The 19,989-nt window shown below is 63.4% G+C and carries 17 protein-coding genes and 6 pseudogenes; 12 read left to right on the top strand and 11 right to left on the bottom strand.

The window, feature by feature from the left end; translation table 11 throughout:
- Positions 1-180 precede the first annotated feature (180 nt).
- Positions 181-668: pseudogene (locus tag Q1B08_RS19340) on the bottom strand (IS5 family transposase); the annotation flags it as partial.
- A 264-nt stretch (positions 669-932) separates the two neighbouring features.
- Here Q1B08_RS19340 and istA point away from each other — a divergent pair.
- Both istA and istB read left to right on the top strand, forming a co-directional pair.
- Positions 933-2,411 (top strand): IS21 family transposase, encoded by a 1,479-nt coding sequence (gene istA, locus Q1B08_RS19335; RefSeq protein ID WP_299822431.1) that lies wholly within the window; start codon positions 933-935, stop codon positions 2,409-2,411.
- A complete protein-coding gene (istB, locus tag Q1B08_RS19330; protein ID WP_299822428.1) occupies positions 2,408-3,241 on the top strand; it encodes an IS21-like element helper ATPase IstB in 834 nt (277 codons plus the stop codon). Before istA ends, istB begins: the two co-directional genes overlap by 4 nt.
- A gap of 505 nt (positions 3,242-3,746) precedes the next feature.
- On the opposite strand, the pseudogene Q1B08_RS19325 reads toward istB, so the two are convergent.
- The 6 genes and pseudogenes from Q1B08_RS19325 to Q1B08_RS19300 form a co-directional block, all read right to left on the bottom strand.
- Positions 3,747-5,383, bottom strand: a pseudogene (locus Q1B08_RS19325) (IS66 family transposase).
- Between the two features lie 70 nt (positions 5,384-5,453).
- Complete coding sequence (gene tnpB / locus Q1B08_RS19320) at positions 5,454-5,801, bottom strand: IS66 family insertion sequence element accessory protein TnpB (RefSeq protein ID WP_299822425.1); 348 nt, start codon at positions 5,799-5,801, stop codon at positions 5,454-5,456.
- On the bottom strand, positions 5,798-6,202 hold the full coding sequence (locus tag Q1B08_RS19315; RefSeq protein ID WP_299822422.1) for a transposase: 405 nt from the start codon (positions 6,200-6,202) through the stop codon (positions 5,798-5,800). Before Q1B08_RS19315 ends, tnpB begins: the two co-directional genes overlap by 4 nt.
- Before the next feature lie 103 nt (positions 6,203-6,305).
- Positions 6,306-7,274, bottom strand: a pseudogene (locus Q1B08_RS19310) (IS110 family transposase); the annotation flags it as partial.
- A 392-nt stretch (positions 7,275-7,666) separates the two neighbouring features.
- Positions 7,667-8,884, bottom strand: coding sequence for a DUF2235 domain-containing protein (locus tag Q1B08_RS19305; protein ID WP_299822420.1), 1,218 nt, complete (start codon positions 8,882-8,884; stop codon positions 7,667-7,669).
- A 262-nt stretch (positions 8,885-9,146) separates the two neighbouring features.
- The gene (locus tag Q1B08_RS19300) at positions 9,147-10,088 is read right to left on the bottom strand and encodes an autoinducer binding domain-containing protein (protein ID WP_299822419.1); all 942 of its coding nucleotides are present in this window, start codon (positions 10,086-10,088) and stop codon (positions 9,147-9,149) included.
- A 191-nt stretch (positions 10,089-10,279) separates the two neighbouring features.
- Here Q1B08_RS19300 and Q1B08_RS19295 point away from each other — a divergent pair.
- Positions 10,280-10,405 (top strand): annotated as a pseudogene (locus tag Q1B08_RS19295) (integrase core domain-containing protein); the annotation flags it as partial.
- 203 nt (positions 10,406-10,608) lie between these two features.
- On the opposite strand, the pseudogene Q1B08_RS19290 reads toward Q1B08_RS19295, so the two are convergent.
- A pseudogene (locus Q1B08_RS19290) lies at positions 10,609-10,829 on the bottom strand (hypothetical protein); the annotation flags it as partial.
- Positions 10,830-10,881: 52 nt separating this feature from the next.
- Here Q1B08_RS19290 and Q1B08_RS19285 point away from each other — a divergent pair.
- Complete coding sequence (locus Q1B08_RS19285; RefSeq protein ID WP_299822416.1) at positions 10,882-11,121, top strand: helicase-related protein; 240 nt, start codon at positions 10,882-10,884, stop codon at positions 11,119-11,121.
- Positions 11,122-11,597: 476 nt separating this feature from the next.
- Here Q1B08_RS19285 and Q1B08_RS19280 read toward each other — a convergent pair whose 3' ends face one another.
- The 3 genes from Q1B08_RS19280 to Q1B08_RS19270 all read right to left on the bottom strand — a co-directional run bounded on the left by Q1B08_RS19280 (position 11,598) and on the right by Q1B08_RS19270 (position 13,962).
- The gene (locus Q1B08_RS19280; protein ID WP_299822413.1) at positions 11,598-13,091 is read right to left on the bottom strand and encodes a fused MFS/spermidine synthase; all 1,494 of its coding nucleotides are present in this window, start codon (positions 13,089-13,091) and stop codon (positions 11,598-11,600) included.
- 183 nt (positions 13,092-13,274) lie between these two features.
- Positions 13,275-13,634: a type II toxin-antitoxin system VapC family toxin gene (locus tag Q1B08_RS19275; protein ID WP_299822410.1), complete on the bottom strand. Its 360-nt coding sequence runs from the start codon at positions 13,632-13,634 to the stop codon at positions 13,275-13,277.
- Between the two features lie 88 nt (positions 13,635-13,722).
- Positions 13,723-13,962 (bottom strand): type II toxin-antitoxin system prevent-host-death family antitoxin, encoded by a 240-nt coding sequence (locus tag Q1B08_RS19270; protein WP_299822407.1) that lies wholly within the window; start codon positions 13,960-13,962, stop codon positions 13,723-13,725.
- 390 nt (positions 13,963-14,352) lie between these two features.
- On the opposite strand from Q1B08_RS19270, the gene Q1B08_RS19265 reads away from it, so the two are divergent.
- The 8 genes and pseudogenes from Q1B08_RS19265 to Q1B08_RS19230 form a co-directional block, all read left to right on the top strand.
- On the top strand, positions 14,353-14,595 hold the full coding sequence (locus Q1B08_RS19265) for a DUF6429 family protein (protein WP_299822405.1): 243 nt from the start codon (positions 14,353-14,355) through the stop codon (positions 14,593-14,595).
- A gap of 177 nt (positions 14,596-14,772) precedes the next feature.
- Entirely contained in the window at positions 14,773-15,426 is a 654-nt protein-coding gene (locus Q1B08_RS19260; protein WP_299822440.1) for an SOS response-associated peptidase, read from the top strand.
- Between the two features lie 526 nt (positions 15,427-15,952).
- On the top strand, positions 15,953-16,447 hold the full coding sequence (locus Q1B08_RS19255) for a phasin family protein (protein ID WP_299822402.1): 495 nt from the start codon (positions 15,953-15,955) through the stop codon (positions 16,445-16,447).
- A gap of 290 nt (positions 16,448-16,737) precedes the next feature.
- Positions 16,738-17,331, top strand: a complete 594-nt coding sequence (locus tag Q1B08_RS19250; protein WP_299822399.1) for an isopropylmalate isomerase — start codon at positions 16,738-16,740, stop codon at positions 17,329-17,331.
- Positions 17,332-17,453: 122 nt separating this feature from the next.
- Positions 17,454-17,792: an H-NS histone family protein gene (locus tag Q1B08_RS19245; protein ID WP_299822396.1), complete on the top strand. Its 339-nt coding sequence runs from the start codon at positions 17,454-17,456 to the stop codon at positions 17,790-17,792.
- A 250-nt stretch (positions 17,793-18,042) separates the two neighbouring features.
- A complete protein-coding gene (locus Q1B08_RS19240; protein ID WP_299822393.1) occupies positions 18,043-18,219 on the top strand; it encodes a CsbD family protein in 177 nt (58 codons plus the stop codon).
- 166 nt (positions 18,220-18,385) lie between these two features.
- A protein-coding gene (locus tag Q1B08_RS19235) for an IS5 family transposase (protein ID WP_299822390.1) occupies positions 18,386-19,131 on the top strand; the annotation gives its coding sequence in 2 pieces (ribosomal slippage) (positions 18,386-18,704 and positions 18,704-19,131; 747 coding nt in all).
- A gap of 524 nt (positions 19,132-19,655) precedes the next feature.
- Positions 19,656-19,912, top strand: a pseudogene (locus tag Q1B08_RS19230) (IS110 family transposase); the annotation flags it as partial.
- Positions 19,913-19,989 lie beyond the last annotated feature (77 nt).

The following is a 19,989-nucleotide window of genomic DNA, read 5'->3' as shown; positions in this document are numbered from 1 at the left end:
AGCGCACGCTTGAGGTCCTGCATCAAACCTCCGTCGCCGAGCAGGTCCTCCGGCCGCTCGCAGCCCGCCAGCAGCTCGTCCAGAACCTTCGCGTCGATCTTCTTCGTCATCGTCCATCTCCCCCTTGGGGTCAGAATGGACCGGCAACCTCATACACAGAAGATCGGACACTCTCCAATGGATAGCTCGAAATTCCAGCGTCTGTTCGTTGACGCCGATGTGGATCTTGCGCCATAGACGGCGTTTCGCAGCACCATGCTTGCGAGCGTGCCACTCGCCTTCACTCTCTGCCTTGATGCCTGCGCTATCGACCAGCAAATTCAGCGGCCCCTGCGAACCCCGGTAGGGAATGGCCACAACCAAGGTCTTCTGACGTCTGCTCAACGTACTGAAGTCCGGTACCCTCCAGTCGAGCCCGACCAGCCGCAAGAGGCTCTCGACGAAGCCCGTCGTCTGCCTGAGGGCCACGCCGAAGAGGACTTTCATTGTCAGGCAGGCCTGGATCGCGGCGTCGCTGTATTGCGACTGCCTACCTCGCTCGCCGGTCGGCGGTGGCACTAAACCATGTCCGGATCGAATCGGATCGTCAGGGAGCCGCGCTGCTTCAATGCTGCGTTGTAGGCCGGCCAGTTCTTGGTCCTGTCGCTCGGCGGGATCGGTCTGCTCATGAGGACGATCTACCACGCTGGATTCAGTCGAGAAACCTTCCCCTGCGGCACGGCAATCAGGATGAGAGCGTTGCGTCAATCTGGGTGAGAATGCCGGCTGGCCTGTGACGCAGGGAGGGCGAAGCCCGACCGGAATCGCGCGCCAGCCGGCGAAGCCTCTCTTTCGAGGCGGTTCTGGTGATCGCGGTCGTCCGGGTATGCCGGTGGTTTCTCCTGTCTGGAAGGAACCGCTTCGTGCCCGGGTGCCACGTAACCGATCACCAGATGAGGCTTTTCATGAAGTTCCGTCAGACCAGCTCCACCGTCGTCGCGGCCGCGAAGGCGTCGATCAGCCCGGCCACCGCCTATCGCATCGAGGGCGACCCGCGACTTCCCTCCCTCAAAGGCGAGCCACGGCAGCGCCGGCGGCCCGATCCTCTCGTCGATATTTTCGACGCCGAGATCGTGCCGATGCTGGAGGCGGCTCCCGGCTTGAGATCCGTTGCCATCTTCGAGGAGATGATGCGCCGCCATCCAGAGCTGGGAACCGGCATCCGCCGGACGCTGGAACGGCGCATCCGGTCCTGGCGCGCGCTGCATGGCGAGGAGCGGGAGGTCATCTTCCGGCAGACCCACGAGCCGGGCCGGCTCGGCCTGTCGGATTTCACCGACATGGGGAACGCCGGCATCACCATCGCAGGCGCGCCGCTTGCACACCGGCTCTATCATTTCCGGCTGGCCTATTCTGGCTTCGAACACGCCCATGTGGTGCTCGGCGGCGAGAGCTTCGTCGCCTTGGCCGAGGGGCTCCAGAACGCGCTCTGGACCCTGGGCGGCGCCCCCCGTGAGCATCGCAGCGACAGCCTTTCTGCCGCGTTCCGCAATCTCGACAGGGAGGTGCGGGAGGATCTGACACGCCGCTATGAGGATCTGTGCGGCCACTACACGATGACGCCCTCGCGCAACAACGCCGGTATCGCCCACGAGAACGGCGCCATCGAGGGGCCGCACGGCCATCTCAAGCGGGCGATCGAGGACGCGCTGCTGATGCGGGGCTCGCGGGCGTTCGACGATCTACCGGCCTATCGCCGCTTCATCGACGAGATCGTCGGGCGCCTCAACGCCCGCAACGCCAAGCGCATCGACCTCGAGCGCGCCGAGCTCGGGATGCTCCCCGGCCGGCGCACTGCGGACTACGAGGAGGTAAGCGTGCGCGTCACTTCCTCCGGCGGCTTCTTGCTCCGCAAGGTGTTCTACACCGTGCCGTCTCGCCTGATCGGTCATCGCCTCCGGGTACGCCTCCACGACGACCGGCTGACAGTCTTCATCGGCGGCACCGAGCTGACGACCCTGCCGCGCGGACGGGCGCATCCCTCGGGCAAGCACGGTCACGTCATCGACTACCGGCATGTGATCCATTCGCTTCGCCGAAAGCCGATGGCACTTTTGGGCCTCGTTTATCGCGATCAGATCTTTCCGCGCGACGTCTACCGGCGGACCTTCGAGGCGCTCCTCGAACGACTGCCCGACCGGCAGGCCTGCCGCGTCATCGTCGAACTTCTCGCCCTGGCGCACGAGCGGGGCTGCGAGCGCGAGCTGGCCGACCGCCTGTCCATTGCCCTCGAGGATGGAGATCTGCCGGACATGGCCTCGCTGCGTACGCGGTTCTCCCCCGATCCCGCCGCATTGCCGGTCGTCACCGTGCAGCTGGCGACGCTCGCCGCCTACGACGACGCCCTGCTCGGTACCGGAGACGCAGCATGAAGTCCCCCGTCATCGATGCCGGACGGCTCACCCTCCTGCTTACCGAGCTGCGCCTGCCAGCCACCAAGGCGATGTGGCCGCAGATCGCCGAACAAGCCGACAAGGAGGGCTGGCCCGCCGCCCGCTTCCTGGCCGCGCTCACTGAGCACGAACTGGCCGAACGCGACCGCCGCCGGATCGAACGCCATCTCGCCGAGGCACGTCTCCTGCCCGGAAAGACGCTGGAGACGTTCGAGTTCGAAGCCCTGCCGATGATATCGAAGGCGCAGGTCATGGCTGTCACCGCCGGCGATGGTTGGCTGGATCAGGGTGCCAACCTGCTGATGTTTGGCCCGCCCGGCGGCGGCAAGAGTCACTTGGCTTCCGCCATCGGTCTCGCCCTGATCGAGAACGGATGGCGCGTGCTCTTCACCCGGACCACGGACCTCGTCCAGAAGCTCCAGGTCGCGCGCCGCGAACTCGGCCTCGAAGCCGCCATCAACCGGCTCGACCGGTATCACCTCCTGATCCTCGACGACCTCGCCTATGTCGCCAAGGACCAGGCCGAGACCAGCGTGCTGTTCGAACTGATCGGCGCCCGATACGAGCGACGGTCGATGCTGATCACCGCCAACCAGCCCTTCGGCGAATGGGGCAAGATCTTTCCCGATCCCGCCATGACCCTCGCCGCCGTCGACCGCCTGGTCCATCACGCCACCATCTTCGAGCTGAACGTCGAGAGCTACAGACGGCGCGCGGCTGTCGAACAGAAGCGTAAACGCGGACGGCCCGCGTCATACGCGACGCCCGTCAACACTGCCGCCGCTGACGCGCCGCGACAATCAAACTGAAAAAGGACCCTTGCGCGCGACAATCAACGCCACGAACATCGAAATACCGCGACACCGGATTCTCATCCTGATTGTCGCGCGCTTCTCACCCAGATTGTCGCGCTACATTCCCCTAAGTCTTTTGTGCAACATATATCATGACTCATTGCGCAAGAGGGTTCTTGAAGCTTTGTCTGGCGCGTCATCGGGTGCTGACATGTATTCGTCCTCTCGATGCGGCCGTCCGTGCCGCGGGCCTGTGTGGTGGTCGCGGATCGGGTCCAGATCAAAGCCTCGTGCTCGGAGGCACTTTGTTGCGCCGTGGGTGTCCCGACCTCGTCTCACGACGATTGCGCCAGACCGCTCCTTGCCCTTCTACGCTCCGACGTTTCCCTGCCGCGGCGGACTACGCTGCCGCGACCGGAGCCCTGTAGACGCCGCGGGCTATGAGCGCCCAGACGATCCGTGCCAACTTGTTTGCCAGCGCCACCCGCCCCAGCAGTAAGCGCCTGATTGGCACCGCGGCTTAGGCGGCACGATCCTGCGTTGCGGGCGGGGTCCAGTTCCACGGCAGGAGTTCGTCGAGCCGATTGACCTTGTGATCGTGAATGCGGTCGAGGAGGTCGGCGAGGTAGGCCTGCGGATCGAGGCCGTTCATCTTGGCGCTCTCGATCAGCGTCATGGCGCGGGCGAGGGTCTCGCCGCCGGTGTCGGACCCGGCGAAGAGCCAGTTGCGGCGGCCTACGCCGATTGGGCGCATCGCACGTTCGGCCGGATTGTTGTCGATGGCCACGCGACCGTCTTCGAGGAACAGGGTGAAGGACGGCCAGCGGTTGAGTCCGTAGCGGAACGCCTTCGCCAGGTCGCCCTTGCCGGGAATGCGGGTGAGTTGCTGCTCCGCCCAGACCTTGAAGGCAGCGACCTTCGATGCGCTGAGCTTCTGGCGCGCGGCACGGCGCTGGCCCGCAGATCGTCCGGAGATCTCGCGCTCCACGTCGTAGAGCGCGCCGATCCGGTCGAGCGCCTCACGGGCGATCTCCGACTTGGTCGCCGTCCAGACGTCGTGGAAGTCGCGGCGCAGATGCGCCCAGCAGGCCGCCTCGGCGAACTGTGGCGATCCGGCCAGGGTAGGCCGCCTCGTAGAGCTTGCGGAAGCCGGGTATAGGCATCCGCCTGAAGGATGCCCGTGCTGTTCTTCAGATGGCGTAGCGGATGCTCGCCTTTTCGATCGGGCGAGAAGTAGTAGACGACGCCGGGCGGCGCCGCGCCCGCCCATGGCCGCTGGTCGCGCACGTAGGCCCAGACGCGGCCCTGCTTCACCCCCTTGCCCGGTCCCGCGCTGCGACGGGACCGGTCGAGCACCCGGATCGGGGTATCATCGGCGTGGAGCAGGTCACAGGCCATCACATCAGCCTCGATCCGCTCGATCACCGGATGCAGCGTCTTCATCGCCTGACCGCACCAGTCAACCAGCGTGCTGTCGGGGATGTCGGCCCCCATGCGCGCGAAGATCTCCGCCTGCCGGTAGAGCGGCAGATGATCGTCGAACTTCGAGACGAGGATGTGCGCGAGCAGGCCGGGACCGGCCATGCTGCCCGGAATGGGACGGCTCGGGGCGGGCGACTGCACCATCCGCTCGCAACGTCGGCAGGACTTCTTGGGCCGCGCGATCTCTATGACCTTCAGCTGCGCCGCGATCATGTCGAGCAGCTCGCTGACATCCTCGCCCACGACCCGAAGATCGCCGCCACAGTCCGGGCAGGACCCGCCTGGATCGAGGACGCGGCGCTCGCGGGGCGTGCCCTCCGCGACGCGCGGACGGCGGCGTGGCTTGGGCGTGTCTGCATCCGTCGGCTGAACCGGACCGGCAATCTCGCTGCTGGTGTCGTCTGTCGCCTCGTTGCCTTCAGAAAGAGCGACCTGGAGATCTTCGAGCGCCAGTTCGAGCTGCGCGATCTCGCGCTCGATCTTCTCCGAGCTTGGCCCGAACCGTTGGCGCTGGAGCTTGGCGATCCGCGCCTGCAAGGCCTGAACCAGCAGGTCCTGCGCCTGCAACGTGGCAGTCATGCGCTCGACCTCGATGGTCATCCGGGCGTTCTCGGCCGCAAGCGCGGCGATCATCGCACGCAGCTCATCGGGATCGGATGGCAGGGTATCGGGCATGGCCAAGTCTACCAGACCGTGATGCGCAGAGCCAACAAAACAACGGGTTCGGAAGGGATTTGCGCCGACGTCACCCGACCCGTGCGGGAGGCGCGCCCCAGGTCGGACGGCGCCAGTCCATGCCTTCCCAAAGCATGGCGAGCTGCGCGCTGGTCAATCGCGTTGCGCCGTCCCTGGCGCTTGGCCATGGGAAGCTCCCGCGCTCCAGAACCTTGTAGTAAAGACAGAACCCCTGGCCGTCCCAGTAGAGCAGCTTCAACCGGTCCCCGCTCCGGCCGCGGAACGCGAACACCGCGCCGCTGGCCGGGTCCTGTCGCAGACCGTCCTGCGCCAACGCCGACAGGCCGGCGATCCCCTTGCGCATATCCGTCACCCCGCAGGCCAGATAGACCCGCACTCCCGTGCCGGGCCCGATCATGCCGTCTCCACCACGCGGATCAGACGCGCCAGCGCCGCATCGTCGATGTCGCCGGCGACGCGCAGCCGGCGCCCGTTGCATAGGACGATCTCGATCTCAGACGTGGACGCCGGCACCGAGGCTGGGTTCGACACCGGGCCTATAGCCACGGGATCAATCGGGGCCTGAAACGAAGGCGGTGGCCCGATCGGAAGGAACACAGGCCGGTCATCAGGGCGAAACGCCCCGTGGCGCTTGAGCTCCTGCCGCCAGCTGTAGATCTGCTGCCGGGTAACCTCGTGCCGCCGCGCAACATCCGACACCGTCGCGCCCCGCAGCCCGATCTCCATCAAGATCGACAACTTCTGCTCGTCCGACCAGCGTCGCCGTCTCTCGACACCCTGCAGTATCTCGCTCCACATACCTCCGACCCCGCTTCAAGACGTCGCTAACGACGTCCATAACGACAGGTCTTACAATCTCAGGCCGTCACCCGGCAGGCGGGATCAATCGAGTGCTTACCCCCAGCATGCCCGGCTCGCGCGCGAGCAGGTTGCCGAGCCAAGTGCCCGGCTGCGCCATGGCGTTCGTACACCACTTGATCACCACGCTGTTGGCCCCCGGGATCAACAGCCGCCGGAGCGAGCGCTCCCCCATCCTGGTCGTCGCCCCGAGTCGCTGCTTGCCGCCCGTAGAATGCTGCCGGAGCGTGCGGCCCAGCCAAGCCGCGAAGTCGCGCGCCCGCGGAAGTGCTCGGGCGGCGGGGCGAGCGTGGCCAGCGCGGTGGCGATCAGCGGGCCGATCCCGGGGATCGTCATCAGCCGCCGCGCCGTCTCGTCTTGGCGCGCACGGCAGGCGATCTCGGCGTCGAGCCCGGCGATCCGCTCGTTAAGCTGACGCAGGCTGTCGACCAAGACGTGCAACGTCGCCCGTGCCGTCTCAGGCACGTCACTCTCCGATGCCTCGATCAGTGCGACCAGCCGGCGAGCGTTCCACGCTCCCTGCGGGACGACCTCCCCGAACTCCATCAGATGGCCCCTCAGGGCGTTGATCGTCTGCGTGCGCTGCCGGATCAGAAGCTCGCGTACCCGGAACACCGCGCCCTGCTTCGCCTCGCTCTTGACCGGCACGAACCGCATATTCGGCCTTTGCGCCGCCTCGCAGATCGCTTCCGCATCGCTCGTCGGCGTACGCGGCTGCACCGTAGCCACGGTACTTTTCACCATCGTTCTTCTGACGTTGCACGAACGGCTTCACCTAGGCCGGCGGGATCAGCCGGACCTCGTGGCCGAGCTTCCCGATCTCCCAACCCCAGAAGTGAGCACCCCCGCACGCTTCCGTCGCCACCGTGCAGGACGGAAGTCCCTCCAGAAGCTCAAGTCCTTGGCTATGCCGTAGTTTGCACCGCACCACCATCCGGCCGGACGCATCCGCCCCGTGCAACTGAAACACAATCTTCGCCAGATCGAGCTCGACCGTGATAATCTCCGACATGACCGCTCCCTCCCGTGGATCGTCGCAGACCCACCGTGGCACAACAGATGCCGCCGGGGGGCGGTCACACCATCAAGACCTAATGCAACAGTCCCGGGTGAAGTCGTCCGTTATCCGAAGGCCTGCCTGCGTGACGTCCAGAGCCGATCCAAGGCATTATAGGATCCCGGAGCCGGAACAACACGCGGCTGCGCCGACGGAAGGGCAAGGCGCCATCATTGGCGGCTTGTCCACGTTCCCGAAGAAGGTGTCTCGAAGCAGCCATCGACAGGTCCTCTCAAGGCCGAAGCTCGCGTACGGCCGCGGACAGCTTTCCGCTCCTTGAGAGCTGCGGGTTCGGGCCTCAGCGGGACATGGCCCGCAGCCTTGGTGCGATCCGGTCCTATGCTACCTCACTCTGCTGACCGCGGATCCGGCAGTGTTCCGTCGTCCGGGTCGTCACATACGCAGAGTCCGCCTAACGTCTCCTCAATGTTGCTCAGGCTCCGCGGACGGTAGGGTTCCAATGTATCAAGACTTGCGTGTCCGCAGAACCGTTTGATGACGCTGGAATGAACGGCGTCCCGCGAGTCCGGGCCAATCCTGGCTCTCGGTCTGAATCTTGTAATCCAGTCTAGAAGACCGGTTGGCGGTATCGAGCTGGACCGCAGGGATCCGTAAGGGTCTTCTTCTTTTCTCAGGGCCTCGAGACGGGACGTGTCAAAGGCGAGCCCCGCCGCCTGTGCGCCTTCGATGATCCAGCCGAGCGCGATGCTCGAAAGGGCCGTGATGTTCCCGCCGCCTCCGATGGAGCCGTGGTCCCCTGCGAAGTACAGCTCCTGGTAGGGGCACGTCTTCGCGGCTCCCGCGGCGGCATTAAGATCGGCAATGTTCGTCCAGCAGGTCGGCTCGAAGGCCCGTCGCGTCTCGTCCAGTGCCACGGCATGCCGGGCCGACGCGACCATTCGGGACAAATGGGTGTCGTGAAATCCGTACTTCCTAGCTGTCCAAGTTCCGAGGATCGGTATCTCGCGCGGGACCCCGAGAGCGCCGACAGAATCCCACACGCCAAGATAGGACACGCGCAAGAGCGGGACATCGGGAGCCCCGTTACGCCGGCGCCAATCGCGTTCGTTCCGGCTCGTCGCGACGCAGGATCGCATTGTCTGAGCCCGGAATTCATGACTGTCGTCGCTTCCGGGTGCGAGATTGTCACGACCCTTCATCCGGTAGCGGCGAACAGCTCGCGGGACAAGGTTTAGGCCATCGCGGTCAATGATACCGGTGCTTCGGATGAAGCCGGACAGCGACCTTGCCGTATATGCGCCGCGCGAGAAGCCGAAGATGAAGATCTCGTCCCCCGGCTCATAGAGAAAAACGAGTTGTCGATACGCGTCCACGACGTTTTCCAGGAGACCCCAGCCGAGCGCGCCCCCTAGGAACCGGTCCGCGACGCGGGATACCCGCGTAACGCCTTCGCCGGTGCCGACGCCGTTGATGTAGACAGGTATCTGGGTCACGCCTTCGGGATCGGACGGAGACAGGAGCTGTGCCAAGCGCACGACATTGGTCGGCGTACGGGAGTCGAACCTGTTCCAAGTTCCATCACAAAGTATAACGATGCGCTTCAATCGAGTTCCTCGGCGTTCGGTTCTGAGAATGCCGCACCAATCCAGGACAACCTCGCCCCTCGATTACGTGCCGTCCCTGAAGAAGGATGGCCTCAGAATCGTCATCCGAATCGTGCGCCGATCCGGGGTGTCATGGAGCATCTTGCCCCATCAAGCCGCCTTATCAGACAAGGGCAGGCACGATCATAAAACCCTTGCGCTTGCGAAGGCTCTCATGGCGGCGATCGGCCGTGCAAGTGGTTCGGGGCAGCCAGCCCATTGCTCAGGCCGAGAGGCGTGCGACCTGGTCGACCTCGTCGCCGCCCCCGATCATGTCCCACCCGGTGATGAGCGGCCGGGTCGGGATGACCTCGTCGGGATGGAACATCGCCGCATCCAGCAGCCCGTAGCGCGCGGCGACAAGAATGGCTTGGAAGATCGACCGGACGCCGAGCTTCTGGATGATCCGGGTCTGGATGACCTGGGCTGTGTGACGACAGTCGACTGCCAGCGCCTTGACGGGGTCTTCGCTGAGCGCGACGCGCCGCAGGAAGCCGATTTCCTCGGCCGTGAGCGGATCGACCTCCTTGGCTCCGACTTGAGAAAAATGGACGAGCGCGTCGCAGGTTGCCTGTGCGATGAGCCGAAGGTCGTCGCGGAAGGCCCGATACTGACGCCGCGCATAGTCGGGCGTCCTGGTCGTGTTGAGGACGACCGCCGCGACCAGCCCGGTTGGGTAAGCGATCTTGAAAATCACACCGTTGCAACCGATCCCGTGCGCTTCCGCGACCTGTGTGTAGCGACGCGGGGCCGGCGGTGGCGGGAGGAGTTCGTCAAGGAAGAGCTCGTGCTCCCTCGAGACGATCGTCTTCATCAGGGGATCGTCTTCGCAGAGTCGCATCTTGTGGTAGTCCTGCCACCAGGCTTCCGGGAGCGTCGAGATGACGCGGCGGGCCAGACACGCACGTCCCTCATTGAGAACAACCAGGGAGACGTCCGAGAACCCGAACTCCTCGGGAACCTGCCCGAACACGGACGCGACCTGATCGATCGTCGTGGCTTCGTCGATCCGGTACAGAAGCCGTTCGGTACCGTCATGCCGCGTCATCAGCGATCCGCCTTCGGCGATACGGTTGCGAGCGCGCTGCAGATCGGCCACCTTGTCCGGATCCAGATCGCCTCCGGATGCAATGACGTCATCAAGAAGTTCGGCGAACCAGTTCATCGTTTTCTCCAAGATGCGGACATGATCGCCCGAACAAGATCGCCGCCAAAAGACTCGTAAATCATAAACATGTCGTAAAAAGGGGAAGGAAAACGCGGTAACGCGGAGTCCTACGGGTCCCTGATCACCAAGCCGAACGCGACCGTCGGGGCGATCCATCCGTAGACGATGCCGATTATTCTCACCAAGCCGTCCGCATGACTTCGCTGCCCGACGCCGCCAGCGTGCTCGGGCTCGTTCCCGCGTGGAGCGACGACTACAACACCGTCCATCCGCATTCTGCGCTAGCTATGCGCTCGCCTGTCGAGTTCAGATAAGCGCTCAACCCCAACCGGACTGTCCGGTGAAATAGCGGGCACTCCACTCGAGCGTCTTATTGGCCGCAAGACGATGGAGAACCAAATCCTGCGCAAGGCGCTGGCCAAGACGGGGGTAAAAAAACAGATGTGGCATCTGCCGTCGCCGCTGAAGGGCGTTCCCCCCTCTTGGGATCATGCTGCGCATGACCCTGTCGGGCAGTGGTCAGGGAGGCTTGGATGGCCGCGTCGCGGTAGACCGGTTGCCCACCGCGGTTGCCCGATACCGCCGCATGCCGGGGCATCGACGGGTCGAACCACCCTCTCGTGACATTGCTGCGCAATGCACTACCGGTCAGCGGACGGTCAGCGACCCACACTCACGCAGCGATGCGTTGTAGGTAGACCAGTTCCGGGTGCGGTAGCGGGTAGGCACAGGCTTCAGCCTGCCGCCCAGCTATGTCGCTGGACCCGCGATGTGAAGCCCAGCAGACTTCGTGCAACAAGGCCCGGTCAACGCGAAGACCCGGAACCAGCTGCTCGACTGGCTGAAGGCGGAGGCCGAGGGAAACACCGCGCGCATCCTGACGAACGCGCGCTGTCTGTCCGATGGCGTCGACGTGCCGGCGCTGAACGCGATCATGTACCTGCACCCGCGGAAATCGCTGATCGACGTGGTGCAGTCCGTCGACCGCGTCATGCGTCGGGGCAAGGAAAAGAATTTTGGTTCTAAATAATCTTTCACTTCGGCAAATCAGGCCGACTGGTGGCATGGCGCAATAATCCTTATAAAGTACTTATTTCGCCGAATATAACCAATATGTTGAAAGACGAAGGTCATTTCGTCTACGACCAAGAATGAGCGCCAGAGCCTCGGCCCTTGCCTCGACAGGTTCGCCTTTTGTCACGGTCCCCTTCCGTCCTGCCTGCCGCGCGCCAGTCCCAAGCCCCTGACCCGATCAGACAGCACCACGCCGAGCGACGGCCTGTAAATGCCCACCTCGAACGGATAGTCCTTCGCCTTGATTGTCGATCAGACAGATCATCGGCCAGGTTCGATTGTAGTGTGACGGATTGACGACGACTGATTGCCGGGCATTGACCGACCTGCTCGTGCCCAGCCTGCGGTGAGGGCTGCAGCAATACTGCTCTGTTCAAAATGGGCGCGGAGCGGACATCTATCGCGAGAAGGCTGCGCATGGTTCGCCGGTCCCTACCGATGGCCGGCCCATCCCCGGTCGTCGGTGAAGGCCCGGCCCGATGAAATACGGGCCGGCCCATACGCCTCGGGCAGACCGGCGAGCGGGACGATTGGCGTACGCGAGGCCACCAGTAGGATGTTGGTACGTCCCGAGGAATTCATCTCGCCGCGGGCGGCCTGCACGTGCGGATAGAGGCCCGTGAGGATTGCATGGACGCCGCGGGAAAGCTGGCCGTCGGGCGCGCCGATCAGGTTCACGTAGACCGGGCCGTCCACGATCAGCTGCAGACGTTCGAATGTCTCGCGCGTGACGAGATGAGCCGGGACCGAATTCGAAGAGAAGGCATCCATGACGGCGGCGTCGAACCGGTGCTCGGTCTCGTTCAGGTAGACCCGTCCATCGGCATGGACGATGCCGAGCCGCCTTGCCGCATCCTGACTGTCGCGTTCCGCAGCATAGCCCGTCGTCTCGATCATCGACCGGGCCTGCGGCATGTGCTGACGCACCACCCGCGTCACCAAGGGGTCGATCTCCACCGCGATCGCGTGCGCCTCTGGACGTGAAGCGAGAAGTTTCGTGGGCAGAGCGTAGCCACCCCCGCCGATAAACAGGACCGAGGGCGCCGGACCCAGATCACGGTCCATCCGGGCCCAAAGCCACCTTGTGTAGGACAACGCGAGCTCGAACGGCTCTTCGGGCCGATCGTCGTTCGGGCCGATCCGCTCGGCAGCCTGGGTGATGCCATCGGAGTACAGACGGATCTCGGTATCGTCGCGTACGATACGGAGGCAGGAGAGCCCCGACTCGTACTCGCAGATCAAACCACCCGTGATACCTGTCACTGCCACGAATGCCGCAGCTCCGATCACCACACCGGATCGTGGTTTCGGCGCGCGATCATCCGTTCCATGCTCGCCGCCGCCGTGGGCTGCGTCGGATCGTATGAACGGTAGACACAGAAGCGCCGCGGCACCGCAAGCGGTGAACGTCGCCGCCGAGCCGAACAGCGGAAGAGCGACGAAGCCGGCGAGGATCGAGCCCAGGATCGCTCCTGACGACCCGGCGGCTAGAACCAGTCCGAGCGAAGATCCCTCCCGGCCCGGGCGGGTTTCGACGGCCAGCTTGGCCAGAAATGGCGTAGGCGCGCTGATCAGGACCGAAGCAGGGAAGAATGCCGCGACAACGCTCGACAGCATTCCTCCGGTTCCCCGCGCGCCCGTGGCGTAGAGCAGGCCAAGCACGGTCGGTGACAGCGCCATCAGGACGGCCGCCGCGATCAGTGCACCCCGGACATTGCCGATTGCGGTCGAGCGACCGCGTTCGGCGATGAGCCCCCCGAGGGCGCTACCGAGGGAGAAACCGGCCAGAACCGTCGCTATGACGGCGGTCCATGTAAGCAGCGAGGTTCCGAAGAATGGTGCGAGCACCCGGCCGGCAGCGATCTCGTAGGTAAGCCCGATCGCGGACAGCACGAATATAAGACCAATAGTGATCCAGAACCGCATAATTAATCTCCTCGGCATAGGTCAGGAAGGTTCTGGCCCGTTCTGACGGAACGTCGGTGCACACCGCGTGACGAATCCTGTTTTCACGCAATCCTCGTCGGATCGCATCCTGACAGGGAGAACGTTATCCGCAATTCCACCTCTGGCCTGTCTGAAATGCTACGTCTTGGGATTAATTGTAAATCACTGTTTCAAAAGTAGGATCAAACTCAATTGCTTCAGAAGCAATCGGATCCCCTCTTGTCCCGCCGCTCGGCCCAAGGCCCTGTCCGCCGTTGCGAGCGGCGCACTCGTCCGCATCGAGAGAGCAAGATAGGTCGCGTCGTAAGCGCTCAATCGGTGGCCACCTGCCAACTCGATCACGGAGCTGTCGCCCGACACCGTCATGTCCACTGTCTCGATCGGAAGGCTGCGCAGACGAGCGATTGCGAGCGCCGCTTTGCCATCCGGAAGTCGGCCGCGGCGCGTGGCCATCACGAGAATATTGCGCAAGTCGTACCAGAGCAGCGACGGGGCGAGTGCTCCGTCGATGGCAACGAGCATCAGCGCTTTGTCGGTCTTGTCGGATCGTTCGTCCGGTAGCGGTTATGCCGCTGCGACAGATGCATCGACGACGAACGTCACGCGCTCCTCAACGCCGCCCCTCGCCGCGCCACGCGATGATCTCGTCCGGAGCCGTCGTCGACAGCACGGACCGGGCTGCGAGGATGTCTGCGATGGCGCCCTCGACATCTTGTCGCTTCTGCATGGGTAGAAGGCGCGCGACCGGATGATCGCTGTGGGAAATTACGATCTCTTCGCCCGCTTCGACGCGGGCAAGCAACTCGGACAGCCGCGTCTTGGCTTCCCCCACTTTCACGATCATCCCCATGATACCATCACTCCGACAGCTGACTATGATAGCCAAGAACCAGGCAATGAAATCGTCTGGGTCAAGATGGGACGGCGTCCCCGCCCGATCGGACTTTAAGAGCGCGGCACAACTCATTATTATGTCGCAATTCTAGGTCTTCTCTACGCCGTGGGAGGCGAGTAGGTCCCCAAAAAGCTATGAACGTGCCGGATCCACTTGTGAAACCTCAATATCCCCCTCTTTCGTGGGCGGATGGATCACCGACGGCGCTGTTGCACGAAGCGTCGGTCGTTTCGTATTCTTTCCCGTGTCTCCGACGAAGCTTCGCAAACGGTTGACCCGGGATCTTTTGGTGGACGCCTGAAGCTTTCACACTGTCCACCAGTGGATCGCGCGAAGGAGGCCGTCATGGATCTCGACGAGGACAAGATCGACGATGCCGTACTAGCGCTCCTGCGGCTGACCCTTCACGACGGCCGGCGTGCCTGGAAGGGGTTCGACTGGGACAGCATGGACCGGTTGCACCGGAAGGGATGGATCACCGACCCGGTGGGCAAGGCGAAGTCGGTCGCGTTCACCGATGAGGGATTGCAGAGAGCCGAGGCGCTTCTCGAACAGTTGTTCGGCAAGGAGTCCGGTCCAGCGCCGTAAGCGATTTTAGGCTAGCCACCGTGGCTATGGATTTCAAACTGTCCTGTAAACGACACGATGAAGAAGGGTGAGGCGATCTCCCCTCTGGCGCGACGGTTCGGGACCAGCCGAATGACGGCGCAGCGCATCCGCGACGGGTGTGGCAAGGTGAACGTCTCGACCGAGGAGAGCTGAGCCATTTGTAACCTGTACGCACTGACCAGGGGTAAGGCCGCGATCCGCGAGATCGCCGACGTGATGACGGACAACATCGGCAACCTTGCTTCGCTGCCCGCGATCTTCCCCGACCAGTCCGCCCCGGTGGTCCGCCAGACCGCCGATGGCCGCGAACTCGCGATGATGCGGTGGGGCATGCCCTCGCCGTCCTTCGCGCTGAAGAACCGCAAGACCGATCCCGGCGTGACCAACGTCCGCAATCTCGGCTCGGCCCACTGGCAGCGCTGGCTGGGCCCCGAGCATCGCTGCCTGGTGCCCTGTACCAGCTTCTCGGAATACCGCGTTGAGAAGGACAAGAGCCGCACCCCGGTCTGGTTCGCGCGGGACGAGGACAGGCCGCTGATGTTCTTCGCCGGCATCTGGACCGAGTGGAAGAGCGTGCGGAAGGTGAAGGAGGGCGAGGTGAAGGCCGAGCTCTACGGGTTCCTGACCACCGAGGCGAACGCGACCGTGGGCGCGATCCACCCGAAGGCCATGCCGGTGATCCTCACCGACCCGGACGAATGGGAGGCGTGGCTGACCGTGCCGTTCGACGAGGCGAAGGCATTGCAGCGGCCGCTGCCGGACGACGTGCTGAAAGTTGTGGCTGAAGGGGAGCGGCGGGACGGGACATAGACGTCGATATGGTTGGGTCGACCAGATCCTCTGTAATGTCCCGAACGAGGCCCTGATCGAACTTCGCCGGTATCTCCAGGAGTCGAAGCCCGGCCTCGGACGTGAAACATCCTACCAGGGAAGAATCGAGGATTCACGGATCGTTTCCCCAAGATAGGATTCGCACGCACCCCTATCCCGTCCTTCCTTCGGCGACGACATGACCGCTCCAGCCGCCGGGTGCAGCGACGCCTTCGATTACATGATGGACCGGTGACTTCATGATACGATGGCAATCTGGGATTGCTTGGCCCCGTTCCGTCTTCGCCATCTCTGCAATGATGAGAAATCTTGATGGCCCCGAAGGACAGCGAAGGCGTCACGATAGGCAAGTTTAATGTTGGTTATCTCCAATAACGGGCGGTTCTGCTTCTTGCTTCTATCTCACGATTCGTCTTGCCGCAGTGCGGCACTTGCAATTGCCGCACTGCGGCATTAGTTGGGATTCAAGAACACACGACACCCCATCCTTCAGAAGGAGACCGACATGTCCTACCAGATCCCGAACGCCGCCGCAGGCAACCTCCAGAGCCTGTTCAGCCCGCAGGACGGCCAGGGCCTTCTGAAGAAGTGGGCCGGCATGAACGCGCGCATGACGTCGCTCTTCGTTAAGGCTGGAAACCAGTCGGTCGACATCATGAGCAACACGTCGAAGGAAGCGCTATCGAACCTGCGCGAGGTCACGCAAGTCCGGGACGAGCCTGCCGCCTACGGCAAGGCTTACAGCGATTTCGTGCAGAAGCAGATGGACCTGCTGCAGCGGACCGCCCAGGACATGGGCGAGCTGACCCGGAAAACCGGCAGCGAGTCGGCCGAGATGGCCTCTAGGGCGGGCGAGGACCTGAACGACGAGGTCACCGCGAACGTCGAAGCCGCGACCAACAAGGCCACCGCCTACACCAAGGACGCCACGGACAAGGCGACGGCCTATACCAAGGACGCCACCGACAAGGCTGGCTCGGACTTCAAGAAGTCAGCCTGAGATCCCGAGCTTACGATACGACACGTGACTGAACGGCGGGGCCCGGACCGGACCCGCCGTTCCCGCGTTCCGGGCAGGACGAGACTTCGCGGTCGACGTTCCGGTCATCCCCCCGCCGCGCTCGGCGTCTTTGCCATCTCCTGTTTGCCGACGCGCTTCGGCTGACTGGACGCAAGGCCCGGTTGCCGGATGTTGTCACAGGTTCGAAGACGGTTATAGACACAGCTCCGATTGGCCTCCGGGATGCCCGCCGGAAGGCATACGCGACGCGCGATCCGACGAGGCCTGCTGTGACGGATGCCATTCCGCAGATCCTCGACTGCGTCTTCGAAAGCTGGTCGCCGGGCATAGGCGATCCGGGCGTCGCGGGATGGCTGACCGTCGTGGCCTATCTTGTTGCCGCCGTCCTCTCCCGGGCGCTTGCCGTGACGCAGGATCGGCAGGGTCTCGAGCGGACATTCTGGGCCGTTGCCGGCGTCGGTCTCCTGTTTCTCGCGATCAACAAGCAGCTCGATCTGCAGAGCTTCCTGACCGTAACCGGCCGTTGCGCCGCGAAGCTCCAGGGCTGGTACGACATGCGCCGCACGGTCCAGATTGATTTCATCGCCGGCCTGATCGCGGCGGCCGTCCTCGGGGGGATCGGCGTCTTCTGGATCCTGCGCCGCACGATCCGCCGGACCGGCGTCGCGCTTTTCGGTCTCGTCTGGATCACGGGGTTCGTTCTCGTCCGCGCCGTGGGCTTTCACGATGTCGACCGGCTGATCGGCGTCCGGCTGGCCGGCATGCGGCTCAACTGGGTTTTCGAGCTCGGCGGAATTTCCGTCTTCATTGTCGGGTGTGTTCTCGCGCTTTCGGCAAAACGGCAGACAAAATCCGGATACTGAGCCTTCCGTCGTGGATGCGTATTCTGACGATCATCTATCGACCGGACGGCTTGCGTAATTCCATGCCGCAAATTACCTCACCCAGTCGAATTCCTTCAAACCCTCTCACAAATGGACGATTCATGACAGACATCGATCTGGACACCCTGTCTCTCGGCGAGCTGAAAACGCTCCAGAAGGATTTGAACAAGGCCGTCGAGACGTACGACGACAAACGAAGGCAGGAAGCCCGGGCCACGGTCGAGGCCAAGGCGCATGAACTGGGCTTTTCGCTGTCGGAGCTCGTCGACGGGTCTGGAAAGAGCGGCAAGAAAAGCAAGGCGTCGCAGCCCGCCAAGTTCCGGCATCCCGAGAACGCCTCCCTGACATGGAGCGGTCGCGGACGTCAGCCTGGGTGGATCAAGGAGGCACTCGAGAACGGGACGTCTCTCGACACGTTCCTCATCGAGCCGAAGAGCTGATCCCGGCAACGTACGAACCGGGGTGATGGCGAGCTTGGATCGGCACCTTGCCTCGTAAACGCAAGCTCTATTCGTTGCGGCGCCCTGCCATCCGTTATCATGGCACGCCCAAGGCCGCCGGGGGAGGGTCTGCCCCGATCCTCGCGGGAGCCTGATAGCCGCCAGATTGTTCCGGAAGTCCGGCCCGGAACATTGTTCCTGACGCAGAGTTGGTCCGTCACGGAGTCAGACGAGACAAAGGAGAAAACGCATGTCGGACGATAAAAGCGAAGGCAAAGCCAAAGATGTGGTCGGATCGGCCAAGGAAACATTCGGCAAGGCGACCGGCGACAAGGAAACCGAGCGCAGCGGCAAGGCAGATCAGGCCGAAGGAAAAGTTCAGAAGGGCGTCGGTGAGATCAAGGACGCTTTCACAGACAAGAAATAGGAATTCGTATGCTGAAGTTTTTAACCGGGACTGTCGGAATAATCTTTCTGATCGGACTTGTGGTCGTCGTGGGCCTGCTTGCACTGATCTTCTAGGGTCAGGACCCATAACCTTGGTTGAGGCCGGGCGGTCTGCGTGATTCAAGTTCCCGAACGGAGGGGGCGAGATGAGTGGGCATTTCTGGTTGACTGACGAGCAGATGGGGCGCTTGCGGCCGTTCTTTCCGAAGTGCCGAGGCAAGCCACGCGTCGACGACCGACGGGTCCTGAGCGGTATAATCTACGTCAAGAAGAATGGGTTGCAGTGGAAGGACGCGCCTGCTGCTTATGGCCCTGCGAAGACGCTCTACAACCGGTTCGTCTGCTGGTCACGCATGGGGGTCTTCGCCAAGATCTTCGTTGAGCTGGCGCAGCCTGGGGCGAACGGCGCGACGATCATGATCGACAGCACCCATGTGAAGGCACACCGGACGGCGGCAAGCCTCTCAAAAGGGGGACCCGGCCGCGCGCCATCGGACGGACCAAGGGCGGGCTGAACTCAAAACTGCACATGGTCTGCGACGGGCTGGGGAGACCTCTGACGTTCTTCCTGTCGCCGGGTCAGATGAGCGACGCGAAGGGCGCGGCGGCGCTGCTGAGCACTTTACCGTGCGCCAAGGTCCTGCTGGCCGACAAGGGTTACGATGCCGACTGGCTCCGCGAGGCCCTTGAGATCGCCGCCTGCATCCCGGCTCGGCGCGGCCGGAAGAACCCAGCCCGCCACGATCGCAAGCTCTACAAGCAGCGCCACCGGATCGAGAACCTCTTCGCCCGCCTCAAAGACTGGCGCCGGATCGCCACCCGCTACGATCGATGCGGCGAACTGTTCCTCTCCGCCATCTGCATCGCCGCAACCGTCCTGTTCTGGTTGTGAGTCCTGACCCTAGGATCATCATGCTGCACATGCTGCACATGCTGCACATGCCGCTAAGTGTCGTTGCATAACGTCCAGTAATCCGTGGCGATTAGATCAGAGCTAGTCAGTAGGCATAATTCCAAAGGTATATTGTGGCCAACGGATTAGGCGTCGTCGTGCAACAACGCCGCATTACATCGAGCGTGCTTATCAGATCCTCTCGCCGCTCAGAAGAAAAGCAGGAAGATTCCCCTAGGTTGCATCTTTCGTCGCTAGGGGACCACGAGTTATCGAAGGGTCGCGTCGTGCAGGTGTCGAACCCCCGCGTCTGATCGCGAGTGGAAGAGATGCCCTGAACTGATGCAGTGGGTGCTTACGCCCTAGAGCCGGACGGCGTTACGCCATGACGGTTATATAGAGCCATGCGGAGGGCGCGCCAATGAAGACGAAGATGAGCATGTTGGCGATCCGCTGGCGGAGGGCAGCTTCCAGGTCTGCGCCGCTGGCCCGGACGGGGCGGGGCAGTTCTGTCCAACCGTGCGATGTCGCGACCGCGTTTGGCGGCGCTGCTGGCGGAGCAGCCGGGCTGTGTAGTGGCGGTGGAAGCGTGCGCGACCTCGCATCACTGGGGGCGGGTAGCGCAGGCGTAAGGGCACGAGGTCCGGCTTGTGCCGGCAGCTTACGTGAAGCCGTTCGTGAAGAGGCAGAAGAACGACCGCGCGGACGCGGAGGCCATCGCCGGGGCGGCCATGCGACCAACATGCGCTTCGTGGCGGTGAAGAGCGCGGACACGCAGGCCGAGAGTGTCCGATCTTCTGTGTATGAGGTTGCCGGTCCATTCTGACCCCAAGGGGAGATGGACGATGACGAAGAAGA

Source organism: uncultured Jannaschia sp. (assembly GCF_947494025.1).
In the GTDB taxonomy this organism is placed as follows: domain Bacteria; phylum Pseudomonadota; class Alphaproteobacteria; order Rhodobacterales; family Rhodobacteraceae; genus Jannaschia.
Note: the sequence above shows the minus strand (reverse complement) of the source record. Positions and strands in the feature narration are given on the sequence as shown.

Coding starts and splice junctions, on each gene's coding strand:
- istA (WP_299822431.1), top strand. CDS start 933: ATGAGGCTTTTCATGAAGTTCCGTCAGACCAGCTCCACCGTCGTCGCG.
- istB (WP_299822428.1), top strand. CDS start 2,408: ATGAAGTCCCCCGTCATCGATGCCGGACGGCTCACCCTCCTGCTTACC.
- tnpB (WP_299822425.1), bottom strand. CDS start 5,801: ATGATCGGGCCCGGCACGGGAGTGCGGGTCTATCTGGCCTGCGGGGTG.
- Q1B08_RS19315 (WP_299822422.1), bottom strand. CDS start 6,202: ATGTGGAGCGAGATACTGCAGGGTGTCGAGAGACGGCGACGCTGGTCG.
- Q1B08_RS19300 (WP_299822419.1), bottom strand. CDS start 10,088: ATGAACTGGTTCGCCGAACTTCTTGATGACGTCATTGCATCCGGAGGC.
- Q1B08_RS19280 (WP_299822413.1), bottom strand. CDS start 13,091: ATGCGGTTCTGGATCACTATTGGTCTTATATTCGTGCTGTCCGCGATC.
- Q1B08_RS19275 (WP_299822410.1), bottom strand. CDS start 13,634: ATGCTCGTTGCCATCGACGGAGCACTCGCCCCGTCGCTGCTCTGGTAC.
- Q1B08_RS19270 (WP_299822407.1), bottom strand. CDS start 13,962: ATGGGGATGATCGTGAAAGTGGGGGAAGCCAAGACGCGGCTGTCCGAG.
- Q1B08_RS19265 (WP_299822405.1), top strand. CDS start 14,353: ATGGATCTCGACGAGGACAAGATCGACGATGCCGTACTAGCGCTCCTG.
- Q1B08_RS19255 (WP_299822402.1), top strand. CDS start 15,953: ATGTCCTACCAGATCCCGAACGCCGCCGCAGGCAACCTCCAGAGCCTG.
- Q1B08_RS19245 (WP_299822396.1), top strand. CDS start 17,454: ATGACAGACATCGATCTGGACACCCTGTCTCTCGGCGAGCTGAAAACG.
- Q1B08_RS19240 (WP_299822393.1), top strand. CDS start 18,043: ATGTCGGACGATAAAAGCGAAGGCAAAGCCAAAGATGTGGTCGGATCG.